This window comes from Flavobacterium sp. ACAM 123 (genome assembly GCF_000264055.1).
Taxonomy (GTDB): Bacteria; Bacteroidota; Bacteroidia; order Flavobacteriales; family Flavobacteriaceae; genus Flavobacterium.
Genome location: NZ_AJXL01000014.1, coordinates 1 through 19,872 on the forward strand (window position 1 = coordinate 1; position 19,872 = coordinate 19,872).

A 19,872-nucleotide genomic window follows, 5' to 3' on the forward strand; every position below is an offset into this window, starting at 1 on the left:
TAACTAAAAAAAAACAAACTCCCCACTAGAAACGTATCAATAGTTACTGTTAACGTTTTGGGTGTTTTTTTATCGTTTCCCAAGCTTCCTCCATTCCTGGAGACCAATGAATATCATCAAAAATCCAAACGGTATCATTAGTTATTGTAGGTAATAATAGATCAAAGTAGTCTAATGTGGACTGCTTCTGATGGTTACCGTCGAAATAGATTAAGGAAAAGTACTCTGTTGAAGTATTCGCTTTTTCTAAATAGTTACTAAATTCATTCACTTCAAATTCTACATTGGGTAAAGCAAATTTTTCTAATTGCTCTTGGGCAATTTTTGATGTTTCTGGACAGCCTTCAAGTGTCGTTATTTGTGCTTTTGGGTTTCCAACGGATAAGGCAACTGTTGCCAATCCTAGTGATGTTCCTATTTCTAAAATAGTGTCAGGCTGAAAATAATTACTAACACGGAACAATAATTCGTCTCGTTTCTGTGTGATCCCAGCGGTTTTGGCAATCCTGGAGATTTCTCTTTTGTTGGATTTGAATACTTTAGAACCCGCTCCAAAATCATTAACTTCAATTGTATTTTTATTTTCTAAAAGTGCCTTTCGATAGTTTTTTAAAACTTTGTATTCCGGTTTTGGCTTGCGGTCGTAAAAACATTTAGTAATCAAAGTGAATACAAAAGGGGAGTGTACGGCATGCTCATTCTTAGAGTGCCAAAGGAATTTCAGGTAAGATTTGATTTGGAATAGCATAGCAGTTATTACACGGATTTTCACGTAGGAAACGCGAAGATACAAAGGCATTTTATAATTGTGGATTTTTATAAATTAAAAACCGCAACCTATTACCTGCCATTATGATTATTTGGATTATCGGTTCAATCTTTTTCAAGGATAAAAAGTTTTGCCATTGCCTTTAAGCCGGAAGTAGAAGTAGTTCTTACAAGTTGTGGGTTTGCGTTTCATGTGTGTGTTCAGGCGCTCTTTTAATTGCGTATTCTAGTTATCGGGAGAAATTAGTGTTGTTTTTTTCTCAATTATTTAGCGCTGATAGCAATAGATACCGCGAAAATAGTTGCCGTATGCTTCCTTAATTCTAAATAGGAAAGAAATTTTACTGCTGTATAACTTTTCCCTGAAATCAATGCTTTAATAGGAACATATAAGGAAATCAGTGTGAAACCCGTAGTCAGTAGGACCATTGATAACAACGTTTTGAATATAAAATTTTTCCAGCTCGTCTGCAATTTGAAGGTCTGTTTCATTGTGTTGCAAGTGTAAGCAATTTTGTCTTTGGGTATAAACTTCGAGCGCTCATTAAATTTGCTTGAGTTGGCTAAGGTTATTTATATTGTTCTGCGGGAAGTATAAATTTAACATCACAGCCTTTTCCCAGTTCACTTTCGACCCATATTTTCCCACTGTGCTTTTTAACAAATTCTTTACAGAGAATTAAACCTAAACCGGTCCCGGTTTCACCTGATGTTCCACTTTGAGTTACTTGATATCCTACCTTGAATATTTTACTTTTGACATCTTCGTTCATACCTACACCATTGTCAGATACTGTAATTTCAATTTGTTCAGGACTTGCAATGGCTACAACAGTAATTTCACCTCCTTCATTTGTGAATTTTATTGCATTAGTGATAAGATTTCGCAAAATGGTAAGGACCATATTCTTATCGGCATAAATGACTACGTCTTCAGAATAAAAATAGTTTAACGAAATATTTTTAACAACTGCTGTCGAATTTAATAAATCATCTATTGCCTCTTTGATAGAATGGAAATTTATAAATTCCGGTTTAAAATGTAATTGACCGGTTTGTGATTTTTGCCAATTCAATAAATTATCCAATAAAACAAGGGTGCTTTTTGCTGAAGATTCGATTGCTTTTATAAAGAGTTCAGTTTGCTCAAAGTTTTCACTTTTGTATTTTTTTAATAATTGTTTTGAAAAGCCCAAAATAGTATTGAATGGACTTCTAAGATCATGAGCAATTATCGAAAAGAGTTTATCTTTAGTTAAATTAATTTCTTTGATTTCTTTTCCTTTTTCTATCAAGCCTAATTCAGCTTCTTTCCTTGAAGTTATATCTATAAAAGTACACACAACTTGTTGAACTGATTTATTTACTATTTTCTGTGGCATAGCATCAACTAGTAGCCAAACATTGTCTTTGGAGACGGGGCGGTAAACTCCCATGATTACACCGCAAACAGGTTTGCAAGTAGCAAGTACCATAGGGACAGGGTGCGTGTTTCCGGGAAAAGGGGAGCCGTCTTCATGAATTACTTTCCATTCAGGGTCGAATGATGTTTTACCAACAAGTTGATCTTCAGTTAAACCAAGCAATTCTAGCGCTGCAGGGTTACTCAGCAATATTTCTGCTTTGGGTCCTTGTAATAACACACCAACACGCATATTAAATACCATTTGTCTGAATTTTTCCTCACTTCCTACCATTTTTTGATTAACTTTTTTTATTTCTAGAACCGGGAAATTACTCCTTCTAATTCCTTTGTGCTATTATTTCGCCCGTATTTAAATTTATTTGCGCGGCTCTTTTAAATTAGCGGCAAGGCGAGTATTGCTTAACGATGCACCGATATTACTATTTTTATTCCTAAAAATCAAAATAATCGATTGTTTCAGGTTCATTTTCTTTTTTGTGAAAAAGGAAACCCCAATACTTTCATGCAGTGCTGCTAAAAGTGCTGGGGCTTATTTTTATAAGGAATGTCTTTTTATTCCCCCTTGGGGTTTGTGTGGTTATCCCTCTATCTTAGCTGAAAGTTCAAACCAGCGCTCTTCTCGGTCTTCAATTTTATTATTGATGTTTTCGAGTTCTTTTGCTTTTTTTGAAATGTCATTATCTGGTACTTTTCCGTCTGTGAATAATTGCTCAATTGCAATTTTTTGAACTTCAAAATCCTTGATTTCTTTTTCTATTTTTTGATATTCTTTTTGCTCGTTGAAAGTTAAGTTTCCGGTTGGGTTGTTTTGCTTCCAGTCTTTCTTCTCTGCTTTGTTTTCTTCTTTCTGAGCCACATCCGTACTGTCTTCGTAGGCTCTAAAATCAGAATAGTTTCCGGGGAAATTTTCAACCTCGCCATTTCCTCTAAAAATGAACAAGTGATCTACAATCTTATCCATGAAATATCTATCGTGAGAAACCACAAGTAAGCAACCTGGGTAGTCTAAAAGGAAGCTTTCTAAAACGTTCAAGGTAACAATATCAAGATCGTTCGTTGGCTCATCTAGAATCAAGAAATTAGGGTTCTGAATCAAAACCGTACACAAGTACAAACGTTTTAATTCTCCACCGCTCAATCGATCCACAAAATCATATTGCTTTTTCGCATCAAAAAGAAAACGCTCCAGCAATTGAGATGCTGAAATCATTTTTCCTTTCATTAACGGAATAAATTCTCCGTATTCTTTGATGACATCAATCACCCGTTGTCCCGGTTTAGGATTAATTCCGCTCTGGGTATAATAGCCTAATTTGATTGTTTCACCAATTACCACTTTTCCTCCATCAAGCGGAAGTGCACCAGTCAATAAATTCAAAAAGGTTGATTTTCCTGTCCCATTTTTTCCAATGATTCCAATACGTTCTCCCGGCTGAAAATCGTAACTGAAATTGTCCATAATTACATGGTCCTTGAATTTCTTGGAGATTTTGTGAAGCTCGATAATCTTGCTTCCCATACGTTCCATGTTGATCTCCAATTCTACTTTATTTTCCTTGCGACGGCTTTGTGCTTTGTCTTTAATTTCGTAAAAATCTTCCTGACGCGATTTGGATTTTGTCGTTCTCGCTTTCGGTTGACGTCGCATCCATTCTAATTCTTTTACAAACAGATTTTGAGCCTTGTCCACACTTGAATTTTCGGAAGCAATGCGTTCTTCTTTTTTCTCTAAATAGTAGGAGTAGTTTCCTTTGTAGGAATATAATTTACCATTATCCAGTTCGATAATTTCGTTACAAACGCGTTCTAAGAAGAAACGGTCGTGCGTCACCATAAACAAGGTAATGTTTTCTTTGGCAAAATAAGCTTCTAGCCATTCGATCATCTCTAAATCCAGGTGATTCGTAGGTTCATCCAGAATCAATAAATCAGGGCGGTTAATTAAAATAATCGCCAGAGACAAACGTTTTTGCTGTCCACCTGAGAGATTTTTCACTTTCAGTTTGAAATCTTCCAACTTCAGTTTGAATAAAATTTGTCTGTATTGCGTTTCGAAATCCCAAGCGTTGTGTCGGTCCATTCCGTCAAAAGCTTTTTGATAGGTTTCTTCGTCTTCTGGGTGTTCTAATGCTTTTTCGTAAGCTTTAATCACCTTCAAAATCTCATTATCCGAAGCGAAAATGCTTTCTTCGATGGTCAGTTCGTCCTGCAGGTTATTGTTTTGAGACAAGAAAGCCATTTTGATTCCTTTTCTCAAAACTACGTTTCCAGTATCCGATTCATCTAGCCCATTAATGATACTCATTATGGTCGTTTTTCCAGAGCCATTTTTAGCTATGAAGGCAATTTTTTGGTCTTTGCTAATTCCGAAAGAGATGTTTTCAAAAAGCGTTCTCTCTCCGTAAGATTTCGAGATATTTTCAACAGATAAGTAATTCATGCGTGTAACTAGATATATTTGTTATGATTACGCAGTTTTTTAGTAGGCAAGCGCTAATTAAAGGTCTAATTATCAGTTGCCAAAAAAAACCACTGGGCAAAGGTAGTTTATTATTTTTAGCTTAAAATTTTTTGGAAAGAAGAACTTTCTCGAATTGAGGCAGTTTAATTAGTCTTCGGTGATTAACAGATGGAATATCTGACGCGTTCGCTGCATTGATACTCATTTCTATAGGCTGTGCAGTTGATTTCCTACTTATTTTATTTTTATCTCTTTAGATTTAATTCCTCGAAGGGTAGCCCGGATTTTTCACACAGACTAAAAATAAAATTTGCTGTAAATACCTTGAAGTGCTACGCTAAGGTTGTTTATTGGTAAGGCTATCGTTTTGGTATTTAAAGTAATTTAAGCAAAGCAAGTACAATTCCTACTATACCACCTACAACGGCGCCGTTCAATCGGATGTATTGTAAATCGTTGCCTACTTTGTCTTCAATTTGCTCCACCAGTTCTTTGTTGTTTAGTTTCATCATGCTGCTGCGAACCATATTCCCGATTTCACTGTGGAATTTTACCAGTAGTTCTGAAATGGTTTCCCTGATCCAATGGTTGATTTTCTTTTGGGCCGCTGCGTCGTCTCGCAAATCGGATAGCATGCGATTAAGATTGGAAATCAAGAACTGCATCAGCGGTGTCTCATTGTTTTGGAGTTGCGCTGTTATGGTTTCTTTGGAGCGAATCAATAGATCATGTATGACTTTCTCTCCTTCCACATGCTGTATCACACGTTCTTTTAGATTCTGTATTATATTAATTGACTTTTCTTCGCCGGACGTTAATTGTCGCGCAAAATCAAGAACCCACACGTCAAACTTAGTGCGAATTGGGTGATTAGGGTCTGACTTGGCCTCTGACATCAACTCTTCTGCCTTGCTCAGCAGGTCGTCAGCGATAAGGTTTAAATCGATTCCACCACTTTTCTCAGCAAAAAATAAGACTGTTTTTTTTAAAAAACCTTTGTTAGCATATTCTTCGGCTACAATTTCAAGCTTGGCAAGTAGCAGCGTTTTTACCTCGGAATTAGTAAGAGCGGCGGTGCTTTCCTCAATAACCAGTTCCCACAGTTGGTGATGGTCTCCATTTTTGATGGCTTTCTCCAACCAAGTTCCCAAAGGGGAAGCCAAGTCTATACTGGCAATCTGCTCTCTTAATATTTTTTGCAAGGCGTCCGCAAATTTTGGATTGTCCAATTCGTTTGCGAATTTTAAAACTATATTTTGAATTAAACTAAGCGCATTTTTTTGGTTTTTGGGTTGTTGGATGAAATCCAAAATAGTTTTGGCTAAGTCCACTTCGTTTAATTTTTCGGCAATAACGTTTGGCGATAGCCATTTATTAGTTACTAGATCGACTATACCTTCGGTTAGTTTTTCTCGGTTTTTAGCGATAATGTGCGTATGCTTGCGGACAAAAGGAATTGGAATTTCATGAAATAGTGCGCTTACTGCAAACCAGTCAGCAAATCCACCAATGGTAGCCGCCTCAAAACCTGCCGTGACAATTTTCCAACCGTGATTAGTTAGAATATCCATGCGAAGCAATACTTCAAAAAACACTAGGCCTGCGAAGGCGACTAGTAAAGAGATCGATCCGAGGTTATTTTTCATGGGTTTTATTAGTTTGAAAATAAGTTTTAACAAGTAGAAATGTAAGTAATTATTGTTGAATATTGTTCGCAGAAGCGATTTTTTTGATAAAAAAGAGGGGTAATAACTTAAATATGTAAAAATATTTTTTATTGCGACAAGAGTTTTTTGTTTGTAAAGAGGAAAGACTCGTATTTGGATTATATGCCTAGATAATCGGACAAATAAGGACTTAGGTCTACTTGATGTAATTGTTGTGGTACAACTATAAATGGTTTTCTTATAAAATTTTCATTGGTTAGATAATATTGCAAACCATTTTGGGTAGTAATACCTTCAATTTGATGAAACGGAAGTGCTATTTTAATTTTTCGCTTATTGCCGGAAAAGAAGTCCGAACGGTCGTAATCATAAAAAAGATAAACAAAAGGAGACAGCAATTTAGTGTAGCCGCTGAGGACAAGCAGTTTTTTGTCGTTCACAATTGTAGCCGAAGTAATCAACCCTTTTACGTTGAAAGTGTTTTTCAGTTGGGCACTATAATTACCAGGCGTTTTAGGGATGGTATATACTGACGTTCTTTTTTGTCTCCATTGTTTCGTAAATAAGTAGATGCTATCATCGACAACAACAAAGGCTTCGCAATCAAAATTAGTTTTGTTGGAGTTCACTTTCGTAAAGTCAGTCTGGTTTGAATACGAGAAGGAAATAGTGTCAATTTTATGAGTTTTCCTATCGATTGATCTTTTTTCAATCCTTAAAATATGCAGGTCTTTTCTGTTTCCCGAAGCATTATTTCCAAAATCGCCAATATAAAAATAGCTGCTGTCTTGTGAAATTTCTTCCCAGTCTTTGTTAGTTACTTTTTTAAGAGCTATTTTCTTTTGAACGACTCCGCTCGTATCCACGCCATAAATCGTAGTGTCCGTATCATCATTCGTCGTCCATAACAGATTATCGTTCAATAGAAGGCCAGATGTTTCGTTCAGAAGGGCTGGTAATTGTATCGAGTACTTCGGTTTTACTTTTGCCCTGCGATACGTACAACTGCCATTATTTATAGTTGCGGACGGATTGAAGTTTTTCGACAAAGGATCAGTACACCCCGAAATTTGGGCATGCATCTGGCTGATAAAAAGAAGAAATGCTAATGAAAATACTTTTTTCAATGAGTCGGAATAGATTGATAATTTATATTTCTCAAAAGTAATCGATTCTGATTAAAAACAAACAATCGTTAGATTTGGGATGTAGTGGCAGTGTTAAATTATTTTCATTGTATTTAAACACTGTTTTTTTTTCATTCATTTAGTAAGCTAATGCAACTCCGTCATTTGATATGTTCCTGATTTCAGCTATTTTTTGTAATATTGATGCTTAGAAAAAATGGCGGTAATTGCTACTTCTCCAGTGGTTGTTTTGGGACGTCCTTTTAAAAATAAAAAAGCAGTTCTCAACCAGGCAATAATAATGTTTGATGAAGAGATGTTGAGCAACAAATTGATGAAAAAACAGAAGTAGTATGAAAAAAATTATAATAGCGGCACTTTTAACAGTGACTCTTTCGGGTTTCTCACAGCAAAAAGGCAAAGCGGAAGCAAAAGCTTTTTTGACAAAAGACAGAACGGTTACCGTTTATACCTCGGCAAGTAGTACAGATTTGAGATTGACAAAAACAGATGCCAACTTACGATTCACAGATTTAAAGCAGCCTTTGGAGACTCAAATATGTGTGTTTGTTAATCCTGGAAAAACGTTTCAAACTTATTTGGGCATTGGCGGCGCTATAACGGACGCAAGTGCTACTGTTTTTGCAAAATTAACCGAAGAAAGTCAACAAGAATTCCTAGACGCTTATTATGATCAAGAAAAAGGAATTGGATACTCTATAATTAGAACGACTATTCACAGCTGTGATTTTAGCCCAGAAAGTTATACTTATATTGATGAAGGAGATACAGCCTTGAAAACGTTTAATATTGATCATGATAAGGAATTTAGGATTCCATTGATCAAAAAAGCAATTGCAGCTGCAGGCGGAAAAGCAACTTTATATGTGAGTCCTTGGAGCCCACCAGCTTTCATGAAGAATACCAAGAACATGCTGAATGGAGGTAGATTATTACCTGAATTCTATCAGGCATGGGCGAATTATTATGTGAAATTTATCAATAGTTATGAAAAAGAAGAGATTCCTGTTTGGGGTTTAACGGTTCAAAATGAACCAATGGCAAAACAGACTTGGGAATCATGTATTTACACGGCAGAGGAAGAACGTGATTTTGTAAAAAAATATTTAGGCCCAACATTGAAAAAGGCAGAACTTGGAGATAAAAAAATTACCGTTTGGGATCATAATAGAGATTTGCTATCTCAGAGAGCAAGTACGATTCTGGACGACCCGGAAGCGAGTAAATATGTTTGGGGAATCGGATTTCATTGGTATGAAAGCTGGAGTGGAGGGGATCCAATGTTTGAAAATGTTGGGAAAGTACACGAAATGTACCCTGATAAAAACTTGCTTTTTACCGAAGGATGTGTAGAGAAATTTGATTATTCCAAATTGCAACTGTGGGCAAACGGGGAGCGTTATGGGAAATCCATGATTCACGATTTTAATAATGGAACTGTGGGATGGACGGATTGGAATATTCTTTTGGATGAAAATGGCGGGCCTAATCACGTAGGGAATTTTTGTTTTTCACCAATACATGGAGATACGAGAACCGGCGCATTAATTTACACGCCTTCGTATTATTATATTGGTCATTTTTCTAAATTTATTGGTAAAAATGCCAAAAGAATTAGCAGTTTATCAAGCAGAAGTCAGTTGTTGACAACCTCTTTTTTAAATCAAGATAGTAAAGTAGTTACGGTGGTTATGAATCAAACTGATGCAACAATAAAATATAATTTATGTATTGGAACAAAAGCGACTGAAGTTGTTATTTTGCCTCACGCAATCCAAACATTAGTGTACTAACTGGCTTTTTTGGGCATATATTTCTCAGTTAACTGCTTTTTTTTTGGTAGATGTGTCGACTAGTATTTGTGTGTAATATTTAGAGACGGGCGTTGTCTTTCTACAAGCCAAAAATAGAATAAAAAACGGCATCCTAAAAAACTCAAAAAATATATCTTGAAACTATCTGTGGTTATTCTGAATTACAATGTGCGCTATTTCTTAGAACTATGCGTTTTAAGTGTGCAAAGCGCTTTAGAACAAATTGATGGCGAAATAATCGTCGTCGATAATAATTCGCAAGATGATAGTTGCGAAATGTTGAAGAAATGTTTTCCAAATGTAAAACTGATTGAAAACAAAGAGAATTCCGGTTTCCCGAAAGGGAATAATACAGGTGTTACCGCTGCTAAGGGCGAATACATTTGTATCCTAAATCCAGATACCGTTGTAGCTGAGGATACTTTTATAAAAGTTTTGGCTTTCGCCGAAAGGCAAAAAGACTTAGGAATTGTGGGGGTAAAACTCATTGACGGTGCAGGGAATTTTCTACCTGAAAGTAAAAGAGGAGTTCCCACGCCTTTTGTTGCCTTTACAAAAATGTTTGGGCTGTATAAGCTATTTCCAAAAGTGAAAGTACTGGGAAAATACTATGCGCAAAAGCTATCAGAAAATGAAACGGGTAAAGTTGATATTTTGGTTGGTGCTTTTATGCTAATGAAAAGGGATTTATATCGAGAATTAGGTGGATTTGATGAAAACTGTTTCATGTATTCAGACGACATAGATTTGTCCTATAGAATGCTACTCAAAGGAAGATCGAACTACTATTATCACGAAACAACAGTGATTCATTATAAAGGGGAAAGCACCATTAAGGATGGCGTTTATATGAAAAGGTTTCAGGAGGCGATGCAGTTTTTTTATAAAAAGCACTTCAAGGTTTCGATGTTTTTTTGGCTTTTTATGAAAATAGGAATCCTGTTTTTTTCTTTTGTTAAAATGTTTCAAGGTCAAGCCAAAGAAAAAAAATCAGTTCAGTCCTATATTTTCTATTCTTCTAACGACGAGTTGATTAGCAAAATGGAGTTGAAACTTCAAAAAAAAGTATTTTTTCACGATTTGAAGACAGAAAAAATGGTAATTTCGTCAAAGATTTTATCGGAAGCGAAGACAGAAATATTGCTGAATAGTAATGATCTTTCTTTTAAAGAAATTATAAATTTCATAAAGTCAACTGAAAACAGGGGGTCAACCTTTAAAGTATTACCTAAAAACACTTCTTTTTTTATTGGTAGTGACAACTCTAATGAAAGAGGAGTGATTATAAAAACAGAATGATAAATTGCATTAAATGTAATTTATATATAAAATATTTAGTAATTTCGCAAACGAAAAACATAAACACCTTCGTAGGTTAACAATATGGCAAAATTTGAATTAAAACTTCCAAAAATGGGAGAAAGCGTCGCAGAAGCAACCATTACAAATTGGTTAAAAGAGGTTGGTGACAAAATTGAAGCGGATGAAGCGGTACTCGAAATTGCAACTGACAAAGTTGACAGTGAGGTGCCTAGTGAAGTTTCAGGTATTTTGGTTGAACGATTATTTGGTAAGGATGATTTAGTTCAAGTGGGGCAAACCATTGCTATTATTGAAACTGAAGGTGGTGAAATGGTTTCAGTTGTGAAAGAAGCTGCAACACCTGAGGCTGTTGCCGAAGTAACAAAAACGGTTGATGCCGCTAAAGATAGTGTTGCGACACCAGCTGATTTTTCAGATTCGGATAAATTCTATTCTCCGTTGGTAAAAAATATTGCTTCAGCAGAGGGTGTTTCTGTTGCTGAATTAGAACAGGTTAACGGGACAGGGAAAGACGGAAGAGTTACTAAAAATGATATACTAGAATACGTTAAAAATAGAGGAAGTCAAGTTGCCGCTCCTTCAAAAACGGTTGAAGCTCCAATAGCTGAGCCAGCACCGGTGGCAAAAGTACCAACAGCACAAAAAGTGGCACCGATATCAGTAAATGGTGGTGATGAGATTATTGAAATGGACAGGATGCGTAAGCTAATTTCTGGTTATATGGTAGCTTCAGTGCAAACTTCGGCACACGTTCAGTCCTTTATTGAGGTAGATGTGACTAACATTGTGAAATGGAGAGAGAAAAACAAAAATGCCTTTGAAAAGAGAGAAGGGGAGAAGTTAACGTACACACCAATATTCATGGAAGCGGTGGCCAAAGCATTGAAAGATTTTCCAGGTTTAAATATTTCTGTAGACGGTGATTATATTATCAAAAAGAAAAATATTAATTTGGGTATGGCAGCATCATTGCCTAACGGTAATTTAATTGTTCCTGTCATTAAAAATGCAGACCAACTAAACTTGGTTGGGATGGCGAAAGCCGTAAATGATCTTGGTGGACGTGCTAAAGCAGGAAAATTGAAACCGGATGACACGCAAGGTGGTACATACACCGTTACGAATGTAGGGACGTTTGGAAGTGTTTTTGGAACACCTATTTTGAATCAACCGCAAGTTGGAATTTTAGCTCTTGGAGCAATTAGAAAAGTACCAGCAGTAATAGAAACACCAGAGGGTGATTTTATTGGAATTCGTCAAAAAATGTTCCTTTCTCATAGTTACGACCATCGTGTTGTAGATGGAGCGCTAGGAGGCGGTTTTGTAAAACGAGTTGCGGAATACTTAGAAGCATTTGATGTGAATAGAGATTTGTAGTATTGAAATAAACACATGAAAAAACCCAACAAATTTTTTAAATTTGTTGGGTTTTGTTTTTTATAAAACGGTTGTCGTATCACAAAGCTTTGTCTTTTTGGACGAAATTAATGCCTGATAATTGGTGAAATTCAGGTATAAAATTTACATTTGTATGATAATAAAAATAAAATAATGGAACTTAAACTTAATAAACCGATCTGCTTTTTTGACCTAGAAACCACTGGAATTGATGTTGGAAAAGACAGAATTGTAGAAATATCAATATTTAAAGTTTTTCCAAACGGAAACAAAGAAAGTAAAACCTGGTTAGTAAATCCCACTATTCCAATTCCGGCACAAACAACTGCCGTACATGGAATCACAGATGAAAAAGTGGCAAATGAACCTACTTTTAACGAGTTGGCCTCACAGGTTCACACGATGATAAAAGACTGTGATTTAGCTGGATTTAACTCGGATCGTTTTGATATTCCTTTGTTGGCAGAAGAATTACTTCGTGCAGGAGTCGATTTTGATATGAAAAATAGTGTTTCAGTTGATGTTCAGACGATTTTTCATAAAAAAGAAGAACGAACGTTAAGTGCTGCTTTAAAATTCTATTGTGGAGAAAGTTTAGAAAATGCGCATTCAGCGGAAGCAGATACTATGGCGACCTATGAAATATTGAAAGCACAATTAGAACGTTATCCGGATTTACAAAACGACATGAAATCATTATCGGAATTTTCTACAAGAAAGAAAATTGCTGATTTTGCTGGAATGATTGCGTTTGATAAGGAGAATAATGAAATTTTTGCTTTTGGGAAACACAAAGGGGTAAAAGTCGATAAAATTTTAGAAACAGAACCGGGATATTTTAGTTGGATACAAAATGCAGATTTTCCTTTGTATACTAAAAAAGTATTAACCGCGATTAAACTTAGGAAGTTAAATACTAAAAATTAGTACTTAGTCTCAAGTAAATAGTCCTTAGCGTATTGAATCGCTAAAAACTAGGACGAGGTACCAAGGAACTAAAAACTAAGGACTAAAAATTAAAAAATGAAAATAATCTGTATTGGTAGAAATTATGTTAACCACATAGAAGAGTTACAAAACGAGCGGCCTACTGAACCTGTTATTTTTATGAAACCCGATTCGGCGATTTTATTAAAGCAACATCCCTTCGTAATTCCTGAATTTTCGGAAGATATCCATCACGAAATAGAAATTATCGTCAAAATTAGTAAGGTGGGAAAATACATAGAATCTAAGTTTGCTCATAAATACTATGACGAAATTAGTGTAGGTATTGATTTTACTGCTAGGGACTTGCAAGCGAAGCTAAAAGCTAAGGGATTACCTTGGGAAAAAGCTAAGGCATTTGATGGTTCGGCAGTAATTGGAGATTTTTTGCAAAAAGAGCAATTTAGTTCGTTAGAAAATCTTACATTTGAGTTAACCAATAATGGTAAAACGGTTCAAATCAGTGATTCCAGCTATATGTTGTGGAAAATTGATGAGCTTATTTCCTATGTATCTCAGTTTTTCACATTGAAAATAGGAGACATTATTTTTACGGGAACGCCTGAAGGGGTTGCTGCCGTCAAAGCAGATGATGTATTGGAGGGATTTTTAGAGGGACAAAAACTATTCAGAATACAAGTAAAATAATGGCTTTAAACTACAACCTTGCGAAAGTATATGCGCTTTCAGATAATGACCCGGAATTTGTAAATGAAATTCTAACGTTGTTCGTTACGGAAGTTCCAGAGGATTTGATGCAAATCAAAGAAGGAATTAAAAAGAAAGACCACAAGCATGCCTATGCTTATGCGCACAAGATAAAACCAACCTTAGACTTGCTTGGGTTGAATGTTGCTTTTGAAGAAATCCTTCAGGTGGAGGCATGGACGAAAGTGGAAGGAAAAAGAAAAGATATCGATCATACTTTCAAGAGCATTAAGTCTCAGGTTAAAGATGCGATCAAAGAAATAAAAAAGGATTTTGATTTGTAAAGCACTATTAATCCTTATTTTTAGACACTAAAATTCAACACTCAAGCCATTTGAATGTTGAATTTTAGTGTTTAAAGTAAATACTAAATCTATAATCAGAAAAATGAAAGCAACCATAGTTACTATAGGGGATGAAATTTTAATTGGACAAATTATTGATACAAATTCGGCTTTTATAGCTAAGTCGTTAGATAAAATTGGAGTTGAAATTAGTGAAATGATATCGATTAGCGACGACAAAAAACACATTTTACAGACGTTTTCAACCCTTCAAAATACGGTAGATTTAGTAATTATTACTGGTGGTCTTGGGCCTACGAAAGATGATGTTACTAAAAAGACTTTTTGCGATTATTTTGAAGATGAATTGGTTGTGAATCAATTAGTTTTGGATCATGTTACAGAACTTATAGAAGGAATCTATAAGCGTACTATTACTCAGATAAATAAAGACCAGGCGCTCGTTCCTTCAAAATGCACAGTGCTACATAATGCTGTGGGAACTGCACCGGGAATGTGGATGAAAAAAGAAGAGACTGTCTTTATTTCGCTTCCGGGAGTTCCTTATGAAATGAAGTATCTGGTCGAAAGTGAAATAATACCCAAAGTGGTACGAGAATACAGTCGTCCTTATATAATACATAAAACAATTCTGACCTACGGGCAAGGGGAGAGCTTAATTTCAGAACGAATTCAAGACTGGGAAAACAGCCTTCCGGAATTTATAAAGTTGGCTTATTTACCGAGTCCGGGAAAAGTTCGATTGCGTCTTTCGGCGAGAGGTACGAATAAAGAAGTTTTAGAAAGTGCGTTAGATCAATATGTCAGAACTTTAGATTTGATTATTAATGATATAATTGTTGGTTTTGAAGAGGACGAAACTATCGAGTTCCAGGTGGGTAAAATGTTAAAACAACAATGCAAAACACTGGCTACCGCCGAAAGTTGCACCGGAGGTAAAATTGCTGCGCTATTAACTTCAATACCTGGGGCTTCAGAGTATTTTAGAGGAAGTGTCGTTTCGTACGCCACAGAAGCTAAAATAGACATTTTAGGGGTTCCTGAGAGCGTAATAAAGGAGTTTTCTGTGGTAAGTGCAGCAGTGGCCTCGGCGATGGCTTTAAGGGTAAAACAAATTATGAAGACGGATTATGCTATTGCAACAACCGGAAACGCAGGTCCGACAAAAGGCGATGAAAACGCTGAAATTGGAACTGTTTTTATCGCTTTGGCTACTCCGGACGAAGTTATTGTAGAAAAATATAATTTTGGCCAACCCCGTGATAAAGTGATAGATAGCGCGGTGATTAAAAGTTTAGAAATATTGAAGAAAGAAATTTTTAAAATTGTGCTATAATTTTATTGGTTTATAGGTTTATTTTTCTTTTCTTTGCACCCTGATTTTGAATAACGATAAAAGATAAGCATAATGTCAAGAGTTTGTGTACTTACAGGTAAAAAAGCGATGGTAGGAAATAACGTTTCTCGCGCTATGAATAAGACTAAGAGAAAGTTTTCTGTTAACTTAGTGAAAAAGCGTTTTTATCTTCCAGAGGAAGATAGATGGATTGCTCTAAGAGTAGCTGCATCTACGGTAAAAACAATTAATAAAAATGGAATTGCTGCAGTTTTGAAGAAAGCTCAAGCGCAAGGATTTATTAAATAATCTTTAATTTCTAAAAAAAAATAGCAAGATGGCAAAGAAAGGTAATAGAATCCAGGTAATTTTAGAATGTACGGAACACAAAACATCAGGTGTTGCAGGAACTTCAAGATACATCACAACGAAGAACAAAAAAAATACTCCAGACAGATTAGAGATTAAGAAATTTAATCCAGTCTTGAAACGTGTAACTGTTCACAAAGAAATTAAATAATAATTACAGGTTTTAATTAAATCTCAAATGTTCGCGTTTAGAGATTTCATTTAAATTTAAATACACATTTGAATCATGGCAAAGAAAACAGTAGCATCGTTACAAACATCTTCTAAGAGATTATCAAAAGCCATCAAGATGGTGAAATCTCCAAAAACAGGGGCTTATACATTCGTAGAGTCTATAATGGCACCTGAGTTAGTTGAAGAGTTCTTGAAAAAGAACTAATTAAGAAAAGCATTATATAGAAAAGCTACTTTCATTCGGAAGTAGCTTTTTTATTTTATATCTTTACCGTTGTGAAGAAGGTATTAGTTCACTGTGTCTAATGCTTCATTCCTAACACTGCTACTACAATGAGTTTTTTCAAAAAAATATTTTCATCGGAAAAAAAAGAGACCCTAGATAAAGGTCTTGAAAAATCAAAAACAACTTTCTTTTCTAAGTTAGGTAAGGCTGTTGCAGGAAAGTCTAAAGTTGATGATGCCGTTTTAGATAATTTAGAGGAAATTCTTGTTGCTTCTGATGTTGGGGTTAATACGACTCTTAAAATTATTACCCGCATTGAAAATCGTGTTGCTGCTGACAAATATCTCGGTATTGAAGAGCTCAATAAAATTCTTCAAGAAGAAATTTCAGCGTTGCTGTCTGAAACCAATACGGGTGCAGGTGAAGCGACAGAATTTGTAATTCCAAAAGATAAAAAACCATATGTTATCATGGTGGTGGGTGTAAATGGTGTTGGTAAAACAACTACCATCGGAAAGCTTGCATTCCAATTTAAAAAAGCGGGTTATAAAGTGGTTTTAGGTGCTGGAGATACTTTTCGCGCCGCCGCAATAGATCAGTTACAAATTTGGGCTGATAGAGTAGGTGTTCCTATCGTTAGACAAAACATGGGATCTGATCCCGCTTCTGTTGCATTTGATACCTTACAATCAGCCGTTGCTCAAGATGCCGATATCGTAATTATTGATACCGCAGGACGTTTGCACAACAAGATCAATTTGATGAATGAGTTGACAAAAGTAAAACGGGTAATGCAAAAAGTTATTTCTGACGCTCCTCACGATGTTTTATTAGTTTTGGATGGTTCAACTGGTCAAAACGCTTTTGAGCAAGCCAAGCAGTTTACAGCTGCCACGGAAGTGACTTCTCTTGCTGTAACTAAATTAGACGGTACTGCAAAAGGTGGTGTTGTCATTGGAATATCAGATCAGTTTAAAATTCCCGTAAAATATATTGGTGTCGGCGAAGGAATCGAAGACTTGCAAGTCTTCAATAAACACGAATTTGTGGATTCGTTCTTTAAATAAATTGCTTTATGAATTTCTCTGCTATTAAGAACTTAAGTCCACTCTCCTTGTATGTGGTCAGTGTTATTTGCTTTGTTGTTGCGAATGTTATTAGAGATGATAGCGTTGTGTTCTATTACCTGTTATTGTTGTTGGGTTTGGGTTTATTTGTACTAGGGCTGACCAGCAAAAGAAGAACTAAATAATTAGCTCTTATTTCTAGAGGTTACCAATAAGTACCCAGAGCATTTTATCAAAATCGGATAGTATAAGATTTACCGTATCAGCGACATCACCCATTCTTATCACGACCATATTTTTATACCAAACGAATTTAAGTTTTAGGCCAAAGCGTTTTGATTACATCGGAATTACTTGAAATAATATAAATTTTATGGTCATTTTTCCCCAAGTCCCTATCCTTGTAATGATGTGCTTACTTAATGACATGTACTGAAAATTGCAATTGTGATTGCGGTAAATAGTAGCGAATTTTACTTGTTCGTCGATCTATGCCAGAGTTCCGATTATCTACCTTATATCGGCTGCTTAATGGCGTTATAGCACTATCATTTACCATATCGGTGATGTGTGATGTGATTGTCAGCAATTGTTTATTGGTAATCAAGTTTTCTTTTTTCAAAGGTCGGTTGGTCCATCTTGTACCTATATAGGCTGAAACTTTAGAATTGATGTTCAAAAACACTTCTTGTTCTCCAATTCCGTTTATGGTAGCCATAGTTGTTTTACCCATAGTAAACCAATATCCACTAGTTGTTACTGAGTGTCCATTATTATACTGCTCCATCTAAACTTTCCTGTTAATAAGGTTAGCGAGGTTTGGCAGTGTTTCAGTTCTATGTTATGTAAAAGAAGTAGAGCCTTACTTTATTATTAATTTAAACTGATGGGAGATGATCTTTATCACAAAGGTACTGTCGAATGAGAGAAGTTATCGCTTTCGCGAAGTGCAGGGTTTAGTTCTGTTTTTCTGTACTATACCGAAAGTGTACTTACAGCAGCAAAGGGCATGTAATACATTTTTAGTATCTCGCATTTTTTAATGATACTTTGTCTAAATACATATAAAATAGTTGAATGTGTTTTGCTATTTTTGTTTTCTTTGAGTTTAATAAGGTTAGCTTTGTGGTATAATAAGAATGAACTTATTTATCCAAAACTCCTAGCCCTGATTGCAATGGAAATCCTTTTTGTTTTTGAAATAAAACAAAAAGATTGTAGTGAAAGGCGGGGTAATGCTCCAAAAAAATAAACAAATAATTATATGAAAAATACATTTAGAATATTACTGCTTTCTTTATTTTTTGTGGGCTGTCAGCAAAAAATCGAACCTGCTGATGTTACAAAATTAAACGGCTATTGGGAAATAGAAAAAGTAGTGTTTGATAAAGGCGAAGACAAGGATTATAGCATTAATGTAAGTTATGATTATTTTGAGATTACCAAGAATAATAAGGGGATTCGGAAGAAAGTAATGCCACAGTTAGATGGTAGTTTTATAGTGAATGATGCATTTGAGAATGTAGCGGTTCGCTTTAAAGATGATAAAGCATTCTTGGATTACTCCACTCCTTATGCAAAATGGAGTGAAGAGCTACTGGCTCTTTCAGATACCGAGTTGGTGGTGATAAATGAAGAGAAAAACGAATATCATTATAAGAAAACAGGAGCAATAAATTTAACAGGTGATGGCGAAAAGACTAAATAATCAAAGTACAGTAGGGGATGTTTTAAAGCAAATTATCCAAGTCAATAAACTCCAGCCTGGGATGGACCAGATAGATGTTAAGGATGCCTGGAGCAGCTTGATGGGCAATGGGGTAAACAGTTATACTAAAAATGTAGTATTGAAAGGAAGCACGTTATACGTCGAGTTAAGTTCCTCTGTATTGCGTGAAGAGTTAAGTCACGGGAAAACTAAAATTGTGACTATGATAAATGAAGAATTGCGTCGTGACGTTGTGAAAGATGTAGTGTTGAGGTAAGTTCCTCCCACAGGTACTTCCGGAGGAGGTGGAGACTGAACTTAAATGTTAATATAAATAAATCCCGTCTCGCTTTCAGCGGACGGGATTTATTATGAACTGTATTTTCTATGATGAAGGTCATGGATTTAGGTTTCTTTGGTATAAAAAAAAATCCCGTACTCGCTTTCAGCGGACGGGATTTTTATATGTTGTAAGTTTTGTAAGTTCTGTTATTTTAACTGAATACTAAAAAACTGAAAACTAAAACTGCTCTCTTCCTGCAAAATGGAAAGAACCTTCGATAGCTGCGTTTTCATCACTGTCAGAACCGTGAACTGCATTTTCTCCAATTGAAGTAGCATATGCTTTACGGATGGTACCTTCAGCAGCATCAGCTGGATTAGTAGCACCGATTAGTGTTCTAAAATCTTCAACAGCGTTATCTTTTTCTAAAATAGCAGCAACAATAGCTCCTCTTGACATAAATTCTACTAATTCACCGTAGAAAGGTCTTGCAGCGTGTACGGAGTAAAATGCTTGCGCATCTGCTACAGTTAGGTGAGTTAATTTCAAAGAAACAATTTTGAAACCTGCATTTGTAATCATTGCAAGTATGTTTCCGATGTGTCCGTTAGCAACAGCATCAGGCTTAATCATTGTAAATGTTCTATTTGTAGCCATTTTGTTTTGTGTTTTTTAGATTTTGTGCAAAAGTAAACTTTTTTTTG

Annotated in this window: 21 protein-coding genes and 1 pseudogene; 14 read left to right on the forward strand and 8 right to left on the reverse strand. The window is 35.6% G+C overall.

Features of this window, described 5'->3' with window-relative positions; translation table 11 throughout:
• From A3SG_RS19045 to A3SG_RS0103900, 6 genes and pseudogenes are all read right to left on the reverse strand, one after another.
• Nucleotides 1-748 (reverse strand): annotated as a pseudogene (locus A3SG_RS19045) (O-methyltransferase); the annotation flags it as partial.
• A gap of 284 nt (nt 749-1,032) precedes the next feature.
• The gene (locus A3SG_RS0103880) at nt 1,033-1,260 is read right to left on the reverse strand and encodes a hypothetical protein (protein ID WP_016988699.1); all 228 of its coding nucleotides are present in this window, start codon (nt 1,258-1,260) and stop codon (nt 1,033-1,035) included.
• Nucleotides 1,261-1,337: 77 nt separating this feature from the next.
• Nucleotides 1,338-2,465, reverse strand: coding sequence for a PAS domain-containing sensor histidine kinase (locus tag A3SG_RS20680; RefSeq protein ID WP_016988700.1), 1,128 nt, complete (start codon nt 2,463-2,465; stop codon nt 1,338-1,340).
• A 306-nt stretch (nt 2,466-2,771) separates the two neighbouring features.
• The gene (locus A3SG_RS0103890; protein WP_016988701.1) at nt 2,772-4,634 is read right to left on the reverse strand and encodes an ABC-F family ATP-binding cassette domain-containing protein; all 1,863 of its coding nucleotides are present in this window, start codon (nt 4,632-4,634) and stop codon (nt 2,772-2,774) included.
• A gap of 395 nt (nt 4,635-5,029) precedes the next feature.
• Complete coding sequence (locus A3SG_RS0103895; RefSeq protein WP_016988702.1) at nt 5,030-6,301, reverse strand: DUF445 domain-containing protein; 1,272 nt, start codon at nt 6,299-6,301, stop codon at nt 5,030-5,032.
• A gap of 179 nt (nt 6,302-6,480) precedes the next feature.
• Nucleotides 6,481-7,449: a hypothetical protein gene (locus A3SG_RS0103900; RefSeq protein ID WP_035663380.1), complete on the reverse strand. Its 969-nt coding sequence runs from the start codon at nt 7,447-7,449 to the stop codon at nt 6,481-6,483.
• Between the two features lie 217 nt (nt 7,450-7,666).
• Between A3SG_RS0103900 and A3SG_RS22715 the strand changes: the two genes are divergently transcribed.
• The 12 genes from A3SG_RS22715 (at nt 7,667) to ftsY (ending at nt 17,177) form a co-directional block, all read left to right on the forward strand.
• Nucleotides 7,667-7,801 (forward strand): hypothetical protein, encoded by a 135-nt coding sequence (locus A3SG_RS22715; protein ID WP_016988704.1) that lies wholly within the window; start codon nt 7,667-7,669, stop codon nt 7,799-7,801.
• A 1-nt stretch (nt 7,802) separates the two neighbouring features.
• The gene (locus A3SG_RS0103910; protein WP_016988705.1) at nt 7,803-9,263 is read left to right on the forward strand and encodes a glycoside hydrolase family 30 protein; all 1,461 of its coding nucleotides are present in this window, start codon (nt 7,803-7,805) and stop codon (nt 9,261-9,263) included.
• A gap of 156 nt (nt 9,264-9,419) precedes the next feature.
• Nucleotides 9,420-10,583: a glycosyltransferase family 2 protein gene (locus A3SG_RS0103915; RefSeq protein ID WP_029596596.1), complete on the forward strand. Its 1,164-nt coding sequence runs from the start codon at nt 9,420-9,422 to the stop codon at nt 10,581-10,583.
• A gap of 84 nt (nt 10,584-10,667) precedes the next feature.
• Nucleotides 10,668-11,984: a dihydrolipoamide acetyltransferase family protein gene (locus tag A3SG_RS0103920; protein ID WP_016988707.1), complete on the forward strand. Its 1,317-nt coding sequence runs from the start codon at nt 10,668-10,670 to the stop codon at nt 11,982-11,984.
• A gap of 174 nt (nt 11,985-12,158) precedes the next feature.
• On the forward strand, nt 12,159-12,932 hold the full coding sequence (locus tag A3SG_RS0103925; RefSeq protein WP_016988708.1) for a 3'-5' exonuclease: 774 nt from the start codon (nt 12,159-12,161) through the stop codon (nt 12,930-12,932).
• Between the two features lie 96 nt (nt 12,933-13,028).
• Complete coding sequence (locus A3SG_RS0103930) at nt 13,029-13,640, forward strand: fumarylacetoacetate hydrolase family protein (protein ID WP_016988709.1); 612 nt, start codon at nt 13,029-13,031, stop codon at nt 13,638-13,640.
• Nucleotides 13,640-13,984: an Hpt domain-containing protein gene (locus A3SG_RS0103935; protein ID WP_016988710.1), complete on the forward strand. Its 345-nt coding sequence runs from the start codon at nt 13,640-13,642 to the stop codon at nt 13,982-13,984. Before A3SG_RS0103930 ends, A3SG_RS0103935 begins: the two co-directional genes overlap by 1 nt.
• Nucleotides 13,985-14,087: 103 nt before the next feature.
• Nucleotides 14,088-15,341, forward strand: coding sequence for a CinA family nicotinamide mononucleotide deamidase-related protein (locus A3SG_RS0103940; RefSeq protein WP_016988711.1), 1,254 nt, complete (start codon nt 14,088-14,090; stop codon nt 15,339-15,341).
• A gap of 72 nt (nt 15,342-15,413) precedes the next feature.
• Nucleotides 15,414-15,650, forward strand: coding sequence for a 50S ribosomal protein L28 (gene rpmB / locus A3SG_RS0103945; RefSeq protein ID WP_016988712.1), 237 nt, complete (start codon nt 15,414-15,416; stop codon nt 15,648-15,650).
• 28 nt (nt 15,651-15,678) lie between these two features.
• The gene (gene rpmG, locus A3SG_RS0103950) at nt 15,679-15,861 is read left to right on the forward strand and encodes a 50S ribosomal protein L33 (protein WP_016988713.1); all 183 of its coding nucleotides are present in this window, start codon (nt 15,679-15,681) and stop codon (nt 15,859-15,861) included.
• Nucleotides 15,862-15,936: 75 nt separating this feature from the next.
• Nucleotides 15,937-16,089, forward strand: coding sequence for a DUF4295 domain-containing protein (locus tag A3SG_RS21080; protein WP_016988714.1), 153 nt, complete (start codon nt 15,937-15,939; stop codon nt 16,087-16,089).
• A gap of 128 nt (nt 16,090-16,217) precedes the next feature.
• The gene (gene ftsY / locus A3SG_RS0103960) at nt 16,218-17,177 is read left to right on the forward strand and encodes a signal recognition particle-docking protein FtsY (protein WP_016988715.1); all 960 of its coding nucleotides are present in this window, start codon (nt 16,218-16,220) and stop codon (nt 17,175-17,177) included.
• Between the two features lie 415 nt (nt 17,178-17,592).
• Here ftsY and A3SG_RS0103965 read toward each other — a convergent pair whose 3' ends face one another.
• Nucleotides 17,593-17,964 (reverse strand): hypothetical protein, encoded by a 372-nt coding sequence (locus tag A3SG_RS0103965; RefSeq protein WP_016988716.1) that lies wholly within the window; start codon nt 17,962-17,964, stop codon nt 17,593-17,595.
• A 477-nt stretch (nt 17,965-18,441) separates the two neighbouring features.
• Here A3SG_RS0103965 and A3SG_RS0103975 point away from each other — a divergent pair, with 477 nt between their 5' ends.
• Both A3SG_RS0103975 and A3SG_RS0103980 read left to right on the forward strand, forming a co-directional pair.
• Nucleotides 18,442-18,885 (forward strand): hypothetical protein, encoded by a 444-nt coding sequence (locus A3SG_RS0103975; RefSeq protein ID WP_016988718.1) that lies wholly within the window; start codon nt 18,442-18,444, stop codon nt 18,883-18,885.
• Entirely contained in the window at nt 18,866-19,162 is a 297-nt protein-coding gene (locus A3SG_RS0103980; protein ID WP_016988719.1) for a DUF721 domain-containing protein, read from the forward strand. Before A3SG_RS0103975 ends, A3SG_RS0103980 begins: the two co-directional genes overlap by 20 nt.
• Before the next feature lie 243 nt (nt 19,163-19,405).
• Here the strand turns inward: A3SG_RS0103980 and A3SG_RS0103985 are convergent, their stop codons facing one another.
• Nucleotides 19,406-19,825 carry a nucleoside-diphosphate kinase gene (locus tag A3SG_RS0103985; RefSeq protein WP_016988720.1) on the reverse strand — a complete coding sequence of 140 codons (420 nt, stop codon included), beginning with the start codon at nt 19,823-19,825 and terminating at the stop codon, nt 19,406-19,408.
• Between the last annotated feature and the right edge of the window lie 47 nt (nt 19,826-19,872).

What these genes read in the sequence shown, in the direction of transcription:
- A3SG_RS0103880 (WP_016988699.1), bottom strand. Translation starts at nt 1,260, where the DNA reads ATGAAACAGACCTTCAAATTGCAGACGAGCTGGAAAAATTTTATATTC.
- A3SG_RS20680 (WP_016988700.1), bottom strand. Translation starts at nt 2,465, where the DNA reads ATGGTAGGAAGTGAGGAAAAATTCAGACAAATGGTATTTAATATGCGT.
- A3SG_RS0103890 (WP_016988701.1), bottom strand. Translation starts at nt 4,634, where the DNA reads ATGAATTACTTATCTGTTGAAAATATCTCGAAATCTTACGGAGAGAGA.
- A3SG_RS0103895 (WP_016988702.1), bottom strand. Translation starts at nt 6,301, where the DNA reads ATGAAAAATAACCTCGGATCGATCTCTTTACTAGTCGCCTTCGCAGGC.
- A3SG_RS22715 (WP_016988704.1), top strand. Translation starts at nt 7,667, where the DNA reads ATGGCGGTAATTGCTACTTCTCCAGTGGTTGTTTTGGGACGTCCTTTT.
- A3SG_RS0103910 (WP_016988705.1), top strand. Translation starts at nt 7,803, where the DNA reads ATGAAAAAAATTATAATAGCGGCACTTTTAACAGTGACTCTTTCGGGT.
- A3SG_RS0103920 (WP_016988707.1), top strand. Translation starts at nt 10,668, where the DNA reads ATGGCAAAATTTGAATTAAAACTTCCAAAAATGGGAGAAAGCGTCGCA.
- A3SG_RS0103925 (WP_016988708.1), top strand. Translation starts at nt 12,159, where the DNA reads ATGGAACTTAAACTTAATAAACCGATCTGCTTTTTTGACCTAGAAACC.
- A3SG_RS0103930 (WP_016988709.1), top strand. Translation starts at nt 13,029, where the DNA reads ATGAAAATAATCTGTATTGGTAGAAATTATGTTAACCACATAGAAGAG.
- A3SG_RS0103935 (WP_016988710.1), top strand. Translation starts at nt 13,640, where the DNA reads ATGGCTTTAAACTACAACCTTGCGAAAGTATATGCGCTTTCAGATAAT.
- A3SG_RS0103940 (WP_016988711.1), top strand. Translation starts at nt 14,088, where the DNA reads ATGAAAGCAACCATAGTTACTATAGGGGATGAAATTTTAATTGGACAA.
- rpmB (WP_016988712.1), top strand. Translation starts at nt 15,414, where the DNA reads ATGTCAAGAGTTTGTGTACTTACAGGTAAAAAAGCGATGGTAGGAAAT.
- rpmG (WP_016988713.1), top strand. Translation starts at nt 15,679, where the DNA reads ATGGCAAAGAAAGGTAATAGAATCCAGGTAATTTTAGAATGTACGGAA.
- A3SG_RS21080 (WP_016988714.1), top strand. Translation starts at nt 15,937, where the DNA reads ATGGCAAAGAAAACAGTAGCATCGTTACAAACATCTTCTAAGAGATTA.
- ftsY (WP_016988715.1), top strand. Translation starts at nt 16,218, where the DNA reads ATGAGTTTTTTCAAAAAAATATTTTCATCGGAAAAAAAAGAGACCCTA.
- A3SG_RS0103965 (WP_016988716.1), bottom strand. Translation starts at nt 17,964, where the DNA reads ATGGAGCAGTATAATAATGGACACTCAGTAACAACTAGTGGATATTGG.
- A3SG_RS0103975 (WP_016988718.1), top strand. Translation starts at nt 18,442, where the DNA reads ATGAAAAATACATTTAGAATATTACTGCTTTCTTTATTTTTTGTGGGC.
- A3SG_RS0103980 (WP_016988719.1), top strand. Translation starts at nt 18,866, where the DNA reads ATGGCGAAAAGACTAAATAATCAAAGTACAGTAGGGGATGTTTTAAAG.
- A3SG_RS0103985 (WP_016988720.1), bottom strand. Translation starts at nt 19,825, where the DNA reads ATGGCTACAAATAGAACATTTACAATGATTAAGCCTGATGCTGTTGCT.